This is a genomic window from Formosa undariae, assembly GCF_042427615.1.
GTDB classification, from domain to species: Bacteria; Bacteroidota; Bacteroidia; order Flavobacteriales; family Flavobacteriaceae; genus Formosa; species Formosa undariae.
Genome location: NZ_JBHMEZ010000001.1, coordinates 97,957 through 113,944 on the forward strand (window position 1 = coordinate 97,957; position 15,988 = coordinate 113,944).

The 15,988-nt window shown below is 33.4% G+C and carries 19 protein-coding genes; 1 reads left to right on the top strand and 18 read right to left on the bottom strand.

Annotated elements, in window-relative coordinates; all coding sequences use genetic code 11:
* Nucleotides 1–13: 13 nt before the first annotated feature.
* Nucleotides 14–424 carry a methylmalonyl-CoA epimerase gene (gene mce, locus ACFFVB_RS00435; protein WP_382380038.1) on the bottom strand — a complete coding sequence of 137 codons (411 nt, stop codon included), beginning with the start codon at nt 422–424 and terminating at the stop codon, nt 14–16.
* A gap of 175 nt (nt 425–599) precedes the next feature.
* Between mce and ACFFVB_RS00440 the strand changes: the two genes are divergently transcribed.
* The gene (locus ACFFVB_RS00440) at nt 600–1,952 is read left to right on the top strand and encodes an MptA/MptB family glycosyltransferase (RefSeq protein ID WP_382380040.1); all 1,353 of its coding nucleotides are present in this window, start codon (nt 600–602) and stop codon (nt 1,950–1,952) included.
* 222 nt (nt 1,953–2,174) lie between these two features.
* Here the strand turns inward: ACFFVB_RS00440 and ACFFVB_RS00445 are convergent, their stop codons facing one another.
* The 17 genes from ACFFVB_RS00445 to ACFFVB_RS00525 form a co-directional block, all read right to left on the bottom strand.
* Nucleotides 2,175–2,402: a hypothetical protein gene (locus ACFFVB_RS00445; RefSeq protein WP_382380042.1), complete on the bottom strand. Its 228-nt coding sequence runs from the start codon at nt 2,400–2,402 to the stop codon at nt 2,175–2,177.
* A 24-nt stretch (nt 2,403–2,426) separates the two neighbouring features.
* Nucleotides 2,427–2,747, bottom strand: a complete 321-nt coding sequence (locus tag ACFFVB_RS00450; protein WP_382380044.1) for a hypothetical protein — start codon at nt 2,745–2,747, stop codon at nt 2,427–2,429.
* 15 nt (nt 2,748–2,762) lie between these two features.
* The gene (locus ACFFVB_RS00455) at nt 2,763–3,737 is read right to left on the bottom strand and encodes a deoxyhypusine synthase family protein (protein WP_382380046.1); all 975 of its coding nucleotides are present in this window, start codon (nt 3,735–3,737) and stop codon (nt 2,763–2,765) included.
* Nucleotides 3,727–4,665, bottom strand: a complete 939-nt coding sequence (gene speB / locus ACFFVB_RS00460) for an agmatinase (protein WP_382380048.1) — start codon at nt 4,663–4,665, stop codon at nt 3,727–3,729. Before speB ends, ACFFVB_RS00455 begins: the two co-directional genes overlap by 11 nt.
* Nucleotides 4,655–6,055, bottom strand: coding sequence for an arginine decarboxylase (locus ACFFVB_RS00465; protein ID WP_382380050.1), 1,401 nt, complete (start codon nt 6,053–6,055; stop codon nt 4,655–4,657). Before ACFFVB_RS00465 ends, speB begins: the two co-directional genes overlap by 11 nt.
* A 343-nt stretch (nt 6,056–6,398) precedes the next feature.
* Nucleotides 6,399–7,256: a pseudouridine synthase gene (locus ACFFVB_RS00470; protein WP_382380052.1), complete on the bottom strand. Its 858-nt coding sequence runs from the start codon at nt 7,254–7,256 to the stop codon at nt 6,399–6,401.
* A 66-nt stretch (nt 7,257–7,322) separates the two neighbouring features.
* The gene (locus ACFFVB_RS00475; RefSeq protein ID WP_382380054.1) at nt 7,323–8,228 is read right to left on the bottom strand and encodes a geranylgeranylglycerol-phosphate geranylgeranyltransferase; all 906 of its coding nucleotides are present in this window, start codon (nt 8,226–8,228) and stop codon (nt 7,323–7,325) included.
* A gap of 46 nt (nt 8,229–8,274) precedes the next feature.
* Entirely contained in the window at nt 8,275–9,204 is a 930-nt protein-coding gene (locus ACFFVB_RS00480) for a mevalonate kinase family protein (protein WP_382380056.1), read from the bottom strand.
* Nucleotides 9,205–9,234: 30 nt separating this feature from the next.
* Complete coding sequence (locus ACFFVB_RS00485; RefSeq protein WP_382380058.1) at nt 9,235–9,588, bottom strand: four helix bundle protein; 354 nt, start codon at nt 9,586–9,588, stop codon at nt 9,235–9,237.
* 71 nt (nt 9,589–9,659) lie between these two features.
* Nucleotides 9,660–10,745 carry a diphosphomevalonate decarboxylase gene (locus ACFFVB_RS00490; RefSeq protein ID WP_382380060.1) on the bottom strand — a complete coding sequence of 362 codons (1,086 nt, stop codon included), beginning with the start codon at nt 10,743–10,745 and terminating at the stop codon, nt 9,660–9,662.
* A gap of 4 nt (nt 10,746–10,749) precedes the next feature.
* On the bottom strand, nt 10,750–11,286 hold the full coding sequence (locus tag ACFFVB_RS00495) for a DUF1697 domain-containing protein (RefSeq protein WP_382380062.1): 537 nt from the start codon (nt 11,284–11,286) through the stop codon (nt 10,750–10,752).
* Nucleotides 11,283–12,500: a BaiN/RdsA family NAD(P)/FAD-dependent oxidoreductase gene (locus ACFFVB_RS00500; RefSeq protein WP_382380064.1), complete on the bottom strand. Its 1,218-nt coding sequence runs from the start codon at nt 12,498–12,500 to the stop codon at nt 11,283–11,285. Before ACFFVB_RS00500 ends, ACFFVB_RS00495 begins: the two co-directional genes overlap by 4 nt.
* Nucleotides 12,497–13,186: a glycerophosphodiester phosphodiesterase gene (locus tag ACFFVB_RS00505; protein WP_382380066.1), complete on the bottom strand. Its 690-nt coding sequence runs from the start codon at nt 13,184–13,186 to the stop codon at nt 12,497–12,499. The genes ACFFVB_RS00500 and ACFFVB_RS00505 overlap by 4 nt, the downstream gene beginning before the upstream one ends.
* Before the next feature lie 3 nt (nt 13,187–13,189).
* A complete protein-coding gene (locus ACFFVB_RS00510) occupies nt 13,190–14,065 on the bottom strand; it encodes an acyl-CoA thioesterase (RefSeq protein ID WP_382380068.1) in 876 nt (291 codons plus the stop codon).
* 188 nt (nt 14,066–14,253) lie between these two features.
* On the bottom strand, nt 14,254–14,808 hold the full coding sequence (locus ACFFVB_RS00515) for a porin family protein (RefSeq protein WP_446685088.1): 555 nt from the start codon (nt 14,806–14,808) through the stop codon (nt 14,254–14,256).
* 249 nt (nt 14,809–15,057) lie between these two features.
* Nucleotides 15,058–15,492 (bottom strand): hemerythrin domain-containing protein, encoded by a 435-nt coding sequence (locus ACFFVB_RS00520; RefSeq protein ID WP_382380072.1) that lies wholly within the window; start codon nt 15,490–15,492, stop codon nt 15,058–15,060.
* 23 nt (nt 15,493–15,515) lie between these two features.
* Nucleotides 15,516–15,884 carry a YtxH domain-containing protein gene (locus ACFFVB_RS00525; protein ID WP_382380074.1) on the bottom strand — a complete coding sequence of 123 codons (369 nt, stop codon included), beginning with the start codon at nt 15,882–15,884 and terminating at the stop codon, nt 15,516–15,518.
* Nucleotides 15,885–15,988 lie beyond the last annotated feature (104 nt).

A 15,988-nucleotide genomic window follows, 5' to 3' on the forward strand; every position in this document is an offset into this window, starting at 1 on the left:
TTTTGTTTGTGTATTATGATTTTTCTTTTGAACAAAGTTCTGTAAGTACGCCTTGAGTAGATTTTGGGTGAAGAAAACCTATATTCAAGCCCTCTGCGCCTTTTCTGGACGTTTTATCGATTAATGTGACACCACGTTCTTCTGCCTGTTTTAAAGCCTCTGTAGAGTCGTTTACAGCAAATGCTATGTGATGCATACCTTGTCCTTTTTTAGCAATGAATTTTCCTATTGGACCATCGGGTGATGTACTTTCTAACAGTTCAATCTTAGTTTGACCTACCATAAAAAAAGCAGTTTTAACTTTTTGGTCGGCAACCTCCTCAATCGAATAGCATTTTAACCCCAATACACCTTCGTAGTATTTTATTGACTCTTCTAAACTCTCAACTGCAATTCCGATATGCTCAATATGTGAAATATTCATTTTTTTATTGTTTATTACGATTAATTAATAAGGTACCTTACGAAATTACGTCTAAAACTGAATATAATTCATGATAGTTGTCATGTAAAACAGGCAAATCAAGGCCGTAATTTCAAACGTTATAAATTACACATTTAACTGTTATTCAGAAAATTAAATCGATTACATTTTTATTATGACTATAAATTATTCTGTTAATAAAACGCAAATAATTAGAATATCACTTTTCCTTAGTTTAATCTGTTTATATGCTGCTTTTGGTTATGATTTAGAGCGCACAGAATATTTTAAATTAATTAGTCTTTATGCCGTATTGTGCTTTCTGAGCGTCAAAATTGTGCAGTTAAATAACGAAAATAATAGTCCGTTATTTATTCTTTCCATATTAGTCCGATTCGTTTTCTTAATGGCCATACCAAATTTATCCCAAGATTTTTATCGCTTTATTTGGGACGGCCGAATGATTTTTGAAGGTTTTAATCCTTATTTATATACACCAGACTCCTTTTTAACGCAAGGAATTTCCCCTGTACCTGAGGCCCAAATCTTATATAATAAAATGGGACCACTCAGTGCTTCTCATTTTACCAATTACCCGCCTGTAAGTCAGTTTTGCTATTATTTGGCTGCCGTATTTTCAAATCATTCGATTTTAGGTTCGGTAATCGTGATGCGTTTACTCATTATTGCCGCAGATTTTGGAACCTTTTTCTTCGGAAGAAAACTATTAAAAAACTTAAACCTCCCTGTATCCTATATTTATTGGTATATTTTAAATCCGTTTATCATAATAGAACTCACTGGAAATTTACATTTTGAAGGGGTCATGATTTGCTTTTTAGTGATGAGTTTATACTTGCTACAAAAGCTAAAATGGCAATGGGCAGCGGTTGCCTTTTCCTTATCGGTTGCCACAAAACTTATCCCTCTTATTTTTCTTCCTCTAGTTTTTAAATATTTAAAACTAAAGAAAGGGTTCTTGTTTTGTGCCATTGTAGGACTTATAAACATCGCGCTATTCCTTCCTTTTATTAGTTCAGAATTTATAACAAACTATGCTGGAACCGTTGGGCTTTGGTTTAAAAATTTCGAATTTAATTCCAGTATTTTTAACATAGTAAAAGGAATTGGCTATGCCTTTACAGGTAATAACGAAATAAAAATACTTGGCCCTATTATGGCACTATTGGTAATACTCTACATTGCGATTACCACATACAGATCTCCTTTAAAAGACCTGAAAAACCTCTTATTTAATATGCTTTTAATACTATCTGTATATTATTTTACAACCACGACAGTCCATCCTTGGTACATAAGTCTTTTGGTTATTTTAGCTGTGTTTTCGGGATATAAATATCCATTAGTTTGGAGTGCCACCCTTATTCTTAGTTATCTCGCCTATGCCAGTGCCGATAATAAGGAAAACCTGTGGATTATTGGTTTAGAATACATTTTCGTTTATGGCGCTTTTATCTATGAAGTGATATTGAAAAAGCAGATTGGAAGAAAACAGATTGAGGAATAAAGAACAGAAACGGATCCTACTAAATTAGAATACTATTTCTTTCTAGACAGAAGTCGAAGTCATTATATGGGTACTGATTAAATAAAAAAAAGGGTTAAATAATCTTTCAATTATTTAACCCTTTTTGGCTGTTATTTTCTTAGGTTTTAAGACAAGAAATCTTTAGCGTTACTTTTGATAAAAAAGCACACCTTAAAATATATTAGTAGTCTAAAAATTCGTTTACTGAACGAGCTTTAAACTATCTATTCTATAAATAACATCGTCGTTTGCATCTGCGACTTCAACAAATGTTATTTTAAAAGTTTGATCGATATAACTTTCGTCATGCTTTAAATCGAATTGTTTTAAAGCTCGTGGGTGAATCTCATCGAAAATCATATCCTCCCCGTTTTCAAACATAAATGTGTACAATCCGTCTATATAAGACTGAAAAACAGCAACCTTCATTTTAATGTGTTTTATTATATTTTGTTAATCATTATCATCGTCTTCATCCTCTTCTTCAATAGCTTCTGCATCGGCATCTTCTATCTTCACTTCCTCGAAATCTACATCCTCATCGTCTTCAATATCTTCTTCAATATAGTTTTCCATGGCTTGAGCTAAACGGACACCTACTTTAACCAAGTAAATGGTATCTTCTGTTTTAACTTCAACAGCCTCGACAGTTTCATTTTTTGCGTTTTTAAAGGATATTATATCTGCATCATCATAACCATCAGGAAATTTTTCTACTAGAAGATTTAGAATATCTTCATTTAGCTTTTGGTAGTCTACAATTACTCGTTTCATTTTTTATAAAAGGGATTACATATCTAATAAATAGGCGAAAATTAGCGGAGCAACAATAGTTGCATCACTTTCAATAATAAATTTAGGGGTATCAATATCTAATTTTCCCCATGTTATTTTCTCATTTGGTACTGCTCCAGAATACGAACCATAACTCGTTGTAGAATCTGAAATCTGACAGAAATAACTCCAGAATGGTGTCTCTGGACGCTCCATATCTTGGTATAACATTGGTACAACACAAATAGGGAAATCTCCGGCAATTCCGCCTCCGATTTGGAAGAAACCAATACCGTTTTCAGAATTGGCTGTATACCATTCTGCAAGGAATGTCATATACTCAATTCCCGATTTCATGGTACTTGCTTTTAACTCGCCTTTAAGCACATAACTTGCAAAAATGTTTCCCATTGTACTATCTTCCCATCCCGGGCAGATAATAGGTAGGTTTTTCTCTGCTGCTGCATACATCCAAGAATCTTTTAAATCGATCTCGTAGTACTCTTCTAACACACCAGACAATAACATTTTATACATATACTCATGTGGTAAATAACGTTCTCCCTTAGCTTCTGCTTCTTGCCATATTTTAAAGATATGCTCTTGTAAACGTCTAAAAGCTTCTTCTTCTGGAATACACGTATCTGTTACACGGTTAAGTCCTTTTTCTAACAAAGCCCATTCGTCCTGAGGTGTTAAATCACGATAATTTGGCACACGCTTGTAGTGTGAGTGCGCTACCAAATTCATGATATCTTCTTCTAAGTTAGCTCCTGTACAAGAAATGATTTGCACCTTATCTTGACGAATCATTTCTGCAAAGATTTTACCAATTTCGGCAGTACTCATTGCACCTGCTAAGGACACTAACATTTTAGCACCTTTGTTTAATTGATCTTCATACCCTTTAGCGGCATCTACTAGGGCCGCCGAGTTAAAGTGTAAATAATATTTTTCTATAAAATTTGAAATAGCTCCTTTAGTACTCATCGCTGTCTATAAATTTTGATGTGTTATTTTTTTCTTTTTTACTTTCGAATGTATTGTCGTAGTCATCATCTATATTTTCACCCATAAATTTATAACTCAACATCTTATAATACAACTTTGCTGCTAAGAAATCTGAAGATTTCTCTGTCGCATTTGGACAAAGTTCTACAATATCGAATCCTACTACATTTTTCTCTTCAAAGACTTTCTTTAAAAAATCTAAGGTTTCGTACCAAAACAATCCGCCTGGCTCTGGAGTTCCTGTACTTGGCAAAATTGATGGATCTAAAGCATCTAAATCGAATGTGATAAATACATTATCTGTCATTTGATCTATAGCACTATCCATCCAAAATTCGTTATTTGCCAACTCGTGCGCGAAATAGGTTTTATCCTTATCCATTACGGTTGTCTCTATGATATCCATAGAACGAATTCCAACTTGAATTAAATTTGTGGTTTGACTCGCTTCGTAAACGGCACACGCATGGTTACAAGCTGAACCATGATAGGTTTTACGTAAATCGGCATGCGCATCGATATGCAACACTGTTAAATTATTAAAACACTCATTAAAAGCTCTAATTGAACCTATAGAAATAGAATGTTCTCCTCCAAAAAGCGTAACAAACTTATTCTTTTTAATATATTTTTTAGTGATTTTATGAACCGCATCAACCATAGCTTCTGGGCTACTGTTCTCTAGAACAGGATCTGCCAAAAACACACCTTGTTGGTATACTTCGGTTTGGGTTTCAATATCGTAAGTTTCCATGTTTTCTGAAGCATTCAAAAAAGCCTCTGGCCCTTTATCTGCTCCTTTCTGCCATGTACTTGTCCCATCATAAGGCACTGGAATTAAAACAATTTTAGACGTTTCTAATTTTGCATAATCTTCAGGAATTCCAGCATATGTTTTATTGCTCATTGTAACCTAATATTTTAAGTAAGTCTTCACTTTTTTGTTGTTCTACAAATAATTTTTTAGTGATGTTTCCATCCGCATCTTTATCTATTAAAATATGCTTTGGTGTCGGAATTAAACAGTGTTGTAAACCTCCAAATCCACCAATAGTTTCTTGATATGCTCCTGTATTAAAGAATCCGATATATAATGGTTTATCCTTATTATACTTTGGCAAGTAAATCGCATTCATATGCTGCTCACTGTTGTAATAATCGTCGCTATCGCAGGTTAAACCTCCTAATAACACGCGTTCATAACTTTCGTGCCAACGGTTAATTGGCAACATAATAAAACGTTTATTAATCGCCCATGTATCTGGCAATGTCGTAATGAAAGATGAATTGATCATGTTCCACTTTTCACGATCGTTTTGTTGCTTTTGGTATAACACCTCATATATAGCACCACCACTTTCACCTACTGTAAAGCTACCAAATTCTGTAAAAATATTAGGAACATCGACTTCCTCTTCTTCACAAACCATTTTGATTTGATTTAAGATTTCATCAACCATATATTCGTAATCAAAATCGAAAGCTAATGAATTTTTAATCGGAAATCCGCCACCAATATTTAAACTATCTAAAGATGGACATATCTTTTTTAGAGATGTGTACACTTTTAAACATTTAACTAATTCGTTCCAGTAATAGGCGTTATCACGAATTCCTGTATTTATAAAAAAGTGAAGCATTTTAAGCTCAACTTTCGGATTATCTTTAATCTGACGGTTATAGAAAGGCACAATATTCTTATACCCTATTCCTAATCGAGAAGTATAAAATTCGAATTTTGGTTCTTCTTCCGAAGCGATACGAATCCCAACATTAAACTTACCTTTAATTTCTTGAGATAATAAATCGATCTCTTCGTAATTATCAATAACCGGAATTGCATTTTTATGGCCGTTATTAATTAATCGTGCAATATTAGTAACATATTGCGCACGTTTAAAGCCGTTACTAATGACATACGTTTCGTCCGTAATTTTCCCATCTCTCTTTAAATTTTCAACAATATCAATATCGAAAGCCGAAGAAGTTTCTATATGAATGTCGTTCTTTAAAGCTTCATGTAAAACATGTTTAAAATGAGAACTTTTTGTGCAATAGCAATAGCTATATGTCCCTTTATATTCGTTCTTTTCAATAGCTCTTGCGAACCATCCTTTAGCACGAGAAATATTATTTGAAATTTGAGGTAAATAGGTGAATTTTAAAGGCGCACCATATTCTTCAACCAATTCCATTAAATCTATATCGTGAAATTGAAGTGTTTTATCTTCTAATTTAAATTCTTCTTGAGGGAAATAAAAGGATTGATTTATTAAATCAATGTATTTAGTATTCATGGTAATTTGATATAATAATTAAAATAAAATATTAAGATACACAGTATAATCTGTGTAGAAAAATTAATGATATTAATTATCTATCAAATTTGTATTTGACTTTGGGTTGTAGGAATAAAGCCAAAGACATGTTGGCTTTTAATTATGGAGTATGCGGAAGTTAGCTCTAAAATTCGGTTGCTTATCCTATAAGCGGCTTTTGAATATGACTTCCTAATTTTCAAAAGCCCGAACACACAAACAATTTTCATTATGTTCAGCTAATAGCTTGTACAAATGTGCTATAAAAAATCGGAAAAAAAAGATTTTTTCCGATTTTTTTTAAAAACTTTTAAATTCTGATTTACAGCATTTTAAGATTCACAATCTCTTGTTCTGTTAAGTGCTTCCAGTGTCCGCGAGGAATATCTTTTTTAGTAAGTTGTCCGATACTAACACAATCAATCTTTACGATATCATATTTTAAATAATCGAAGATCGTTCTAATAATTGTGCTTCCTGTATTTTTAACTTTTAATCCGATTTCCTTTTTAGAACCTTTGTCAATAAAACTTATTTCTTCTACTGCTACAAGTTTACCTTCTACCTTAAAACCTTCTCTAATTTTAGTAAAATCTTCGTGTTTTAGGTTTTTATCAAGTTCTATATGAAATAATCTAGGCACTCCATTTTTAGAGTTTGTAAACTTACTTGCGATATCTTCATCGTTAGTAAATAAAATTAAACCTAAAGAATTTCTTCCTAAACGTCCTATCGGTTTTATTTTAGAAGAGGTCGCATTAGCTACTAAATCCATTACTGTACGTCCTTTACCTTCACTAGTTGTTGTTGCAAAACCTTTTGGCTTATTAAGCAATACGTATGCTTTCTTTTCTGGATTTACACGAGCACCATCAAAACGAACTTCGTCTTCTAGCTTTACTTTATACCCCATTTCGACAACCACCTTTCCGTTTACAGATACTAAACCTGTAGAGATATGCATATCGGCGTCACGACGTGAGCAAATACCAGAATTGGCAATATATTTATTTAAACGGATTTCCCCCGGATTCGAATTTTTAGGTGCAGACTTAGGCTTATCTGTAACAACCTGTTTTTTAATAGGCGCATTTCCTCTTGCATAGCTTGTGTTACGTGAATTACCTGTTCCACGTCCTGAAGCTTTTCCTTTATTATTGCTGCCTTTTTGCTTATTCATTGTGCTATATTTAATTTGTGCAAAGATATACTAAATTTACGATTTTTTATTTTTATACAAATCCTTTTAAAAAAGTCGGTTTAACACCAAATCTGTATCAATTAGAAGGACGCTAAATACACCCGAAAAAATAATAAATTTTAAAATATTATGTAGAATTAGATAGTGTTTTTTAGAGCTCGAATTCCATAATAATACGAGAACCATAGCTAATAAAAACATTGTAAAATAAAAGAAATAGTACATATGACCAATTTCGTACTTCGTTAGCAAAAAATACGAAGGGACAGACGTTAACAAAACTAAAACTGTTAGCATTATTTTAGAGTACTTATCTCCATAAACAATAGGAATTGTCTTATAACCCTGAGCCAAATCTCCCGGAATATTCTCCAGATCTTTAATTAGTTCTCGCATTGAGATTATTAAAAACAGATAGATAGCATGTACAAAAATAACATGCTCAAAATTCTGATAATACATAAAAATAGCAAAAAACGGAGTGATGGTTAACACCGCAGATGCTAAGTTCCCAATAAATGGTAACTTTTTTAGTTTATGGGAATAAAACCAAATTGCGAAAATATATAATGCAAAAAAGATAACCGCTTTAAACGACACATAGCTGGCCATGATAACAGCAAGCAAATTAAGAACAAAATAAAAAGAGAGTTTTACATTTTGACTAATTAAGCGATCTAACATAGATTTATGAGGGCGATTGATTAAATCTTTTTCTGAATCGTAGAAATTATTAATAATGTAACCACCTGCTATCGTTGCAGATGATGCTAAAACCAGCATGAATAAATTAAGATCCAAAACCACTTCCCTAACAGGTTTTTCGTGCGCCAAAATATAAACTGCCGTAACATACTGCGCGACAACAACCATAAGCACATTATATCCCCTGACCACAGAAAACATACTGAAAAATTTCAATAATATATGTTTATGTTTTCTAGAGAACATAGCTACAAATTAAAAAGATGGAAATTAAAAACGACTGTAATGCCGACTAGAAATTATATACTACTTCTAGTTTATGACCGTGAAGTGCTTGTTTTGCTTTTTCAAAATCTTCGGCAAAACCAAGAATATAACCACCACCACCAGAGCCACAAAGCTTCAAGTAATAATCGTTAGTCTCTAAACCTTTTTTCCATAAATCGTGAAACTGCTGAGGAATCATTGGTTTAAAATGATTTAAAACTACTTTCGATAATTGCTTTGTATTTTTAAACAAAGATTTCATATCTCCCTTTAAAAAATCGTCTACACAAGCGTCTGTATGTTTTACAAACTGGTTTTTAATCATATTTCTAAAACCTTCTTGCTTCATGTTTTCCATAAAAATATGAACCATCGGAGCAGTTTCTCCAACAATACCACTATCTATTAAAAACACAGCACCTTTTCCATCACTTTTTTGCGAAGGAATACCTGCAGCTTCAATATTATCTTTAGAATTGATTAAAATCGGAATACTCAAGTAACTATTTAAAGGATCTAAACCTGAAGATTTTCCATGAAAGAAAGATTCCATTTCAGAGAAAATGGTTTTCAATTTTAAAAGCTTTTCTCGCGTTAGATTTTCAAGAACAGTAATTTTATCCTGTGCATACTTATCGTAAAGCGCAGCCACTAGTGCCCCACTACTTCCAACACCGTATCCTTGAGGAATAGATGAATCGAAATACATGCCCGCCTCAATATCCTCGTTTAGCGTTTTTAAATCGAACACCACTAAATCGGCACTAATAGTACCCAAATAGGTGGCGTAACGCTTTAAACTTTCGTTAGATTTTAAAGTGATTTCAGACGGAATATCTGACATTTTTAATGCGCCATTATAAAAGTTATAAGGAATAGACAATCCCTTGCTATCTTTTATGATACCATATTCGCCAAAAAGTAAAATCTTAGAATAAAATAAAGGTCCTTTCACGTATTTCAATTAAAAATTAACAGTGCAAAGTTAACAATTATTTTTAGATGATTTCACAATACTAATTAATAATCGTAACATTTCCTGAGATTTTAATTTATAGCTATCAAATTCATTTTTAGACAGATAATTCGCAGCAAACAACAAGTCTAGCCAGTAATCTGTTTCATTTGCCTCTTTTAATGCAATTGATAATTTATGTATAAAATCAGCTTTACTTTGCGCAAATTCAGCTTCTCTAATATTAGCTCCAATCGAAGTCCCTGACCTTAGAAGCTGTTTCGACATAACAAATTCTTTCTTATTCGTTGTCAAATTTTTATAAAGACTTACAATTTCAACAGCAAAAACAAAACTCTTATTCTTAACAATATTTTGTTTCATAACAGGTAATTAAAGCATAATTTACACTTTTAATTACGTATTATCAACTCTTAATTTTTATTTATTCATTACTAATTAGGAAGTTGTTTCGCTCCAAAACCTATTTCATCACAAATAAATTGTCTATTTTGGCAATGTACCGCTAATTCTGTTTTTATAAATTTTAGAATGACTTCGGCTTCTGATTTAGGGTATAATACATGCACATTTGCACCGGCATCTAAAGTAAATCCAATATGCAACCCGGTTTCTTTTCTGAATGCCCAAATCTTATTAATAACTTCCAACGTATTTGGTTTCATCAATATAAAATACGGCATACTCGTCATCATCATCGCATGCAATGTCAAGGCTTCACTTTCTATAAGTGCGATAAACGCATCTAAATCTCCCGATTCTAAAATAGGTTTCAGATTTGCTAAGTTTTCATGAGCTTGCGCAAAACGTTGCTCTGCAAACGGATGGCCGTGCATTAAATTATGACCAACGGTACTACTCACTTGCTTTTCACCTTTATCGACTAAAAGAATCGTGTCCTGATAATTTTTGAAATTCTCATGAACTGCATACGGATACTTCACACCAAATACATCTGAACTTCCTTCTACCGTTTCATTTTCGCCCCAAACAATTAAATCGCCTTCAATACTTCTACATGCAGACCCCGAACCTAATCGTGATAAAAATGATGCTTTCTGATTGAAAAACACTGAATTCATCTCTGGATCAAGCGCTTTCTCTAAACTCATTAAACATAATGCCAACGCACTCATTCCTGAAGCAGACGAGGCAATTCCAGAACTGTGCGGAAAGGTATTCGAGGTTTCTATTTTAAAAGCATAATCCTTTAAAAATGGTAAATACACAACAACACGTTCGAAAAACGTTTTAATTTTTGGCTGAAAATCAGGTTTATGCTCACCATCTAAATAGACTTCAAAATCGAAATCTGACGACGTTTCTTTTTTAGAATACGATAAAACTGTGGTTGTTTTACAAGCATTTAAGGTAAAACTAATCGATGGATTTTCAGGAATTTGATCCTTCTTTTTTCCCCAATATTTTATAAGTGCAATATTACTTGGTGACTCCCAAGACACTACGCCGTCTGTTATTGTCTTAGAATAGGCTTGAGGAATAAATTGTTGTTCGGTCATGACATTATAAATCTGAGCACAAAGATAACAACTTCTGCATTGTTTTAAAATTTCTTGTGGTCGCCGAAACTTTTAATTTACGTTCGAAAAAATTGTTATTGCATTTTGCCTTTCCGTAGCCGTGTTCCGAATAGAAATACACACAAGAATCTGTAATTACAAACCTTTCATCTGTATACGTTTCTTTAGAAACCGCTTTAACGCCGTCTTGTTTTGGAATTTCATTTAAAAGCGTGAAATAACTTGTAGGTTTTTGTACTTCTGAAAACGGATTAGAATCAAATATCTCCTGAAATTGCGACCGACTTTTAACCAAAATAGACACTTTAAACCCAAAGATTTTAAAAATGGATTCTGAAATCTGGGTTTCTAATTCTGAGAGATTTTCCTCTGAAGTCTGAAACACCACATTACCACTTTGTATATACGTTTTCACATTTTCGAAACCTAAATCGCACATTAGAGTTCGCAAATCTGCCATCGGTACTTTTTTCTGTCCCGAAACATTTATTCCACGTAATAACGCAATGTATGTTATCATGCCCTATTAGAAATTGCTTTAGCCACAATATATGCTCCTGTCCAGGCATTCTGAAAGTTAAATCCGCCGGTAACAGCATCTATATTAATTACTTCTCCTGCCAAATACAGGTTTTTATGTAGTTTACTTTCAAAAGTTTTAAAATTGATTTCCTTTAAATCAACACCTCCTGCAGTTACAAATTCTTCTTTAAACGTGCTTTTACCATCAACATTAAAAACAGCTTGCGTTAATTGATTTGCTAAACCCTCCAACTGATTTTTATTAATATCTCCCCAACGGCTATCTTCGGTCATTTCTGAAGCTAAAACCAATTGTTGCCATAAGCGTTTTGGCAAATCGAATTGCGGAAATTTAAACACCGTTTTCTTAGCCGAATCTAATTTTACTTGTTTTAAATGGTCCAAAACAGCTACAGTAGATTGCTTTACAAAATTAACTTCTACATCAAATTTATAATCACGTTTTGCCAATTCTAATGCTCCAAAAGCCGATAACTTTAAAATCGCTGGCGCACTCAAACCCCAATGCGTCACTAGCAAAGGTCCTTCAGAATATAAATCTGTCCCTAAAACTTTAACCTCAACATTCTGAGCTACGACACCAGGAATATCTTTTAGACGATTATCTTTTATATTGAAGGTAAATAAAGACGGTACGGGCTGAGAAATGGTATGTCCTAAACTTTCTAAAAGGTTCCAGATTTTCGGACTGCTTCCTGTAGCTACTAGCAGTTGTTCCGCTTTAAAATGATCATGGTTGGTTTCAATTTCCCAAGCATTTTCAATTTTTGAAATTGTTTTTACACTCTGATTGGTTAAAAAATCAACCTTATGTTTTTTAGCTTCAAAAAGAAAGCAATCGATTATTGTTTGCGAAGAATCGGAAGCAGGGAACATTCTCCCATCGTCTTCAATTTTTAATTCTACGCCACGTTCTTCAAACCAAGCCATGGTATCACCCGTCATAAACTGATGAAATGGCCCTAGTAATTCCTTTTCTCCTCTTGGATAATACTTCACTAATTCCTGCGGAACAAACTCGGCATGCGTCACATTACAGCGCCCGCCACCAGATACTTTAACCTTTCCTAGAACATCTTTTCCACGTTCTAAAATGACCACTTTAAATTGCGGATTTTGTTCTGCAATATTTATCGCGGCAAAGAACCCTGCAGCTCCTCCTCCTACGACAATCACATTATACTCTTTCATACAAGATCTGGATTATCAGAAATAATGGCATTTACACCATAATCTTTCATTCGATTAATAGTCGCTTCATCGTTAACCGTCCACACATTTACTGCATATCCTTTACTCTGAGCAAGCTTAACATTGTCGCGAGTTACAATTGCAGAACCTGGATGAATAGCCTTTGCCTTTACCGTTTCTGCAAACTCTATAGCTTCAACTACATTTGCCTTAGTTAACACGCCTATTGGTACTTTTTTATCTATTTTAAAAACAGCCTCTAATTCATGATGCTGAAAACTAGACACCAAAAAATCGGAATACTGCCAACCGCTATTTTCAATATAATATTGAATGATTTTACATGTTGCTGCTGCTGTAGATTTTCCTTTTAATTCAATATTTAAAATGCATTTTCCATCTATAAGATTTAAAACCTCATCTAAAGTTGGGATAGCATATTTACCATCGACTTTTAATGTCTTTAATTCTAAAAGTGAATGTTTCGCTAATTCACCTTCACCATTAGTCATCCGATCTAAAGTAAAATCATGAAACACCACCAATTCCCCAGTCGCACAACAGTGCACATCGATCTCTATTCCATCGACATTAAAATCTAATGCTTTTTGGATGGATTCCAATGTGTTCTCTGCGATATAGGCTTTGGCTCCGCGATGTCCCATAACTAAACAATTGGATTTCATTTACTACTCAGATTTTTTAACCATTGGTCGCATTAAACCTTCTTGGGCCACACAAGCAATAAGTTTTCCGTCTCTAGAAAAAATATTTCCTTTAGCAAAACCACGTGCACGCGTTGCATTTGGAGTTTCTATAGAATACAACATCCAGTCGTCGTAATCGAAATCCCTAAAAAACCACATCGAATGGTCTAAACTTGCCATTTGGGTGTTTCCAAAATGAGCTTTACTCGCATGCGGTAATAAGGCAGCCGCTAATATATTATAATCGGAAATATAGGTTAATATTTGTTGTTTCGTTGCCAAATCGGCATTCTGAAGTGGGGTTTTAAGCTTGAACCAAATATTAGAATAGGGTGGTAAATTTTCCTGTTTTAACGGATTGATTACCTCCACAGGTTTAAACTCTATAGGGCGCTCTATTTCTAAAAAATGCTTGGTAATCTTTGGTAAAACACTGCCATATCTAGCTAACATTTCTGTCCAGCTTAGCAACGCTTCAGGTTGTTTTAGGCTCGTATTCATCTCTATTTGATGATCGGGACCTTCTTCTTCTTTATGAAAAGAGGCTGCTAAAATAAAAATTGCTTTCCCATTCTGGCTCGCTAACACACGACGCGTAGAAAAACTACCGCCATCTCGAACCTCATTTACCTCAAAAACTATCGGTACATTTAAATCTCCTGCTTCTAGAAAATAAGCATGAAGCGAATGTAAAATGCGTCCGTTTGTTATTGTTTTATAAGCCGCATTAACAGATTGAGCCAGTACTTGACCTCCAAAAACATGTGGACTCCCTATCGTTTTACTGATTCCCTCGAAATGAGAAGGGTCTATCGTTTTTAAATCCAAAAGCTCTAATAACTCGTTTGCTGACTTCATACAAAATAGGGTTTATGAAATTCAAAATTATTAAAATGATTTTTGAAAGTATCACTTTAATCTGTTTTTATGAGAAATGAAAAACTTTTGATGCGACTCTAGCCTTCAAATTTAATAATACGTAAGGTCTTTAAACAAAAAAACTCAAGCGATTAACTTGAGTTTTAAGACAAAAAATATATTGTATTTTAGAAAAAGAAGTACCCAATTGAAACTTGAAAAACGCCATTTTTATTTGTTCCACTAAATCCTTCAATGTCATCTATATCGGTTAATCCAATATTGTATCGTGCGCTAAAATTAAGACCGTTATCCAGTTTGTAACCTAGACCTAAATTAATACCAAAATCTACGGTATCAAAATCGTCTTCTATCCCCAAACCGTCATCATTAGTATTAAGCAAGAATCCTACTTGCGGACCTGCCTCTAAACTAAAACCTTTAACAACATAATATTTCGCCAGTAACGGCACATTCAAATAATTTAAAGCTACAGTATTGTCGCCAAAGCTATACCCTTGACCGGAATACAACACTTCAGGTTGAAAAGAAAAAGAATCTGAAATCGGAATTTCGGCCATAACACCATAGTTAAATGCCGTTACGGTCTCATAATCGTCGGTATTATCGCCAAATACGGAAGCAAAATTAAGTCCAGCTTTTGCTCCAAACAGAATGTCTTGTGCACTTACATGTGTATACCCTAAAACTGAAATTAAAGTGAATAGTAAAATTTTTTTCATCATGTTGATTGTTTAATTATTTGACACAAAAGAATACTTTTTCTTATTTCAGAATCATCATTTTGTATTATAATTAACCTTTTTAACCGTTTTTAACAACAAGTCATACAGATCTTTAAATTTCATTTAGTGAATAACTATATACATTACTAATGTCGTAAACCATTTATTTTTTAAACACAAAAAAACACCAAATCGAGTAAATCAATACCGATTTGGTGTTAGAATAAGTTACTAACCAACCTGAAATCACCTATTCTTTTTCATGTATGTTTCATAATCTGAAGCCAACTCCGTTTTCTGTTTTTCCGACAAGGTTTTCCCTGCCAATTGAAAAAACGTATGCTCTTCGTCCTCCAAATGATGTTCTACTTTATGTTTTAATTTTTTAGCTATTTTAAGCCAAGCCGACGAATCGTATTCCGTGTCTTCAAGTTCTTCGATTAACTCATCGATTTCATGATGTTCGGCAATACCATGTCTGGAATGCTCTTGCATCATATCTGTAGAAATTAAAGGTTTATAAAAGTGGCGCTCCTCTGCATTTGCATGTACTTCCAGTTCTTTTCGCACCGCTTTAAACAACTCGTCTCTATTTTTAGTATCGCCCGAAGACTGTACTAATTTATCGAGTAATTCACGCTGAATATCATGATCGTGTCGTATCGCTTCAAAAATAGTCATATCTAAAAAATTAAAAGTTATAATTAAACTGTAGCAGTCGTTTTAGAAGATCCGTTAGTTTTAACGTCTTTTCTAAAATGCCTATTTTTCGTTTTTAATACTTCTAATTTCTTTTCTAAAGCATCGATTACCTCATCAGACTTATGACTTGAATCTGCAAGAATACTTTCGATTTGTTCTTCTAAAGTTCCTTTTTTAACATTGACTTTCTTAGCCACTGTATCTGCAAATTCTGTAGCTTGTTCTGCTATTTTATTTTTTCTAAGTTCTGCTTCTTTAGAAATTATTTTACGAGTTTTACTACCTTTTTCAGGAGCAAATAATATTCCCATTGCTGCTCCTAAAGCGGTTCCTGCTATAATACCTAAAATTGTATTTCCTGAATTGTTCATAGTTTTAAATTGTTTAATGGTTAAACTTAATACTACAAAGTTAGGTTGATAGCAGAGCTCTAATTAACTCTATTCGTTTTAAAATTAACGGGATTAAAATTGAA

Excerpts from the sequence above, each read along its gene's own strand:
- ACFFVB_RS00500 (WP_382380064.1), bottom strand. The coding sequence starts at position 12,500 with ATGAAAGAGTATAATGTGATTGTCGTAGGAGGAGGAGCTGCAGGGTTC.
- ACFFVB_RS00525 (WP_382380074.1), bottom strand. The coding sequence starts at position 15,884 with ATGAACAATTCAGGAAATACAATTTTAGGTATTATAGCAGGAACCGCT.
- ACFFVB_RS00450 (WP_382380044.1), bottom strand. The coding sequence starts at position 2,747 with ATGAAACGAGTAATTGTAGACTACCAAAAGCTAAATGAAGATATTCTA.
- ACFFVB_RS00515 (WP_446685088.1), bottom strand. The coding sequence starts at position 14,808 with ATGAAAAAAATTTTACTATTCACTTTAATTTCAGTTTTAGGGTATACA.
- ACFFVB_RS00470 (WP_382380052.1), bottom strand. The coding sequence starts at position 7,256 with ATGAATAAGCAAAAAGGCAGCAATAATAAAGGAAAAGCTTCAGGACGT.
- ACFFVB_RS00510 (WP_382380068.1), bottom strand. The coding sequence starts at position 14,065 with ATGAAGTCAGCAAACGAGTTATTAGAGCTTTTGGATTTAAAAACGATA.
- ACFFVB_RS00495 (WP_382380062.1), bottom strand. The coding sequence starts at position 11,286 with ATGATAACATACATTGCGTTATTACGTGGAATAAATGTTTCGGGACAG.
- ACFFVB_RS00490 (WP_382380060.1), bottom strand. The coding sequence starts at position 10,745 with ATGACCGAACAACAATTTATTCCTCAAGCCTATTCTAAGACAATAACA.
- ACFFVB_RS00440 (WP_382380040.1), top strand. The coding sequence starts at position 600 with ATGACTATAAATTATTCTGTTAATAAAACGCAAATAATTAGAATATCA.
- ACFFVB_RS00520 (WP_382380072.1), bottom strand. The coding sequence starts at position 15,492 with ATGACTATTTTTGAAGCGATACGACACGATCATGATATTCAGCGTGAA.
- ACFFVB_RS00485 (WP_382380058.1), bottom strand. The coding sequence starts at position 9,588 with ATGAAACAAAATATTGTTAAGAATAAGAGTTTTGTTTTTGCTGTTGAA.
- ACFFVB_RS00455 (WP_382380046.1), bottom strand. The coding sequence starts at position 3,737 with ATGAGTACTAAAGGAGCTATTTCAAATTTTATAGAAAAATATTATTTA.
- ACFFVB_RS00445 (WP_382380042.1), bottom strand. The coding sequence starts at position 2,402 with ATGAAGGTTGCTGTTTTTCAGTCTTATATAGACGGATTGTACACATTT.
- ACFFVB_RS00505 (WP_382380066.1), bottom strand. The coding sequence starts at position 13,186 with ATGAAATCCAATTGTTTAGTTATGGGACATCGCGGAGCCAAAGCCTAT.
- ACFFVB_RS00465 (WP_382380050.1), bottom strand. The coding sequence starts at position 6,055 with ATGAATACTAAATACATTGATTTAATAAATCAATCCTTTTATTTCCCT.
- ACFFVB_RS00475 (WP_382380054.1), bottom strand. The coding sequence starts at position 8,228 with ATGTTCTCTAGAAAACATAAACATATATTATTGAAATTTTTCAGTATG.
- mce (WP_382380038.1), bottom strand. The coding sequence starts at position 424 with ATGAATATTTCACATATTGAGCATATCGGAATTGCAGTTGAGAGTTTA.
- speB (WP_382380048.1), bottom strand. The coding sequence starts at position 4,665 with ATGAGCAATAAAACATATGCTGGAATTCCTGAAGATTATGCAAAATTA.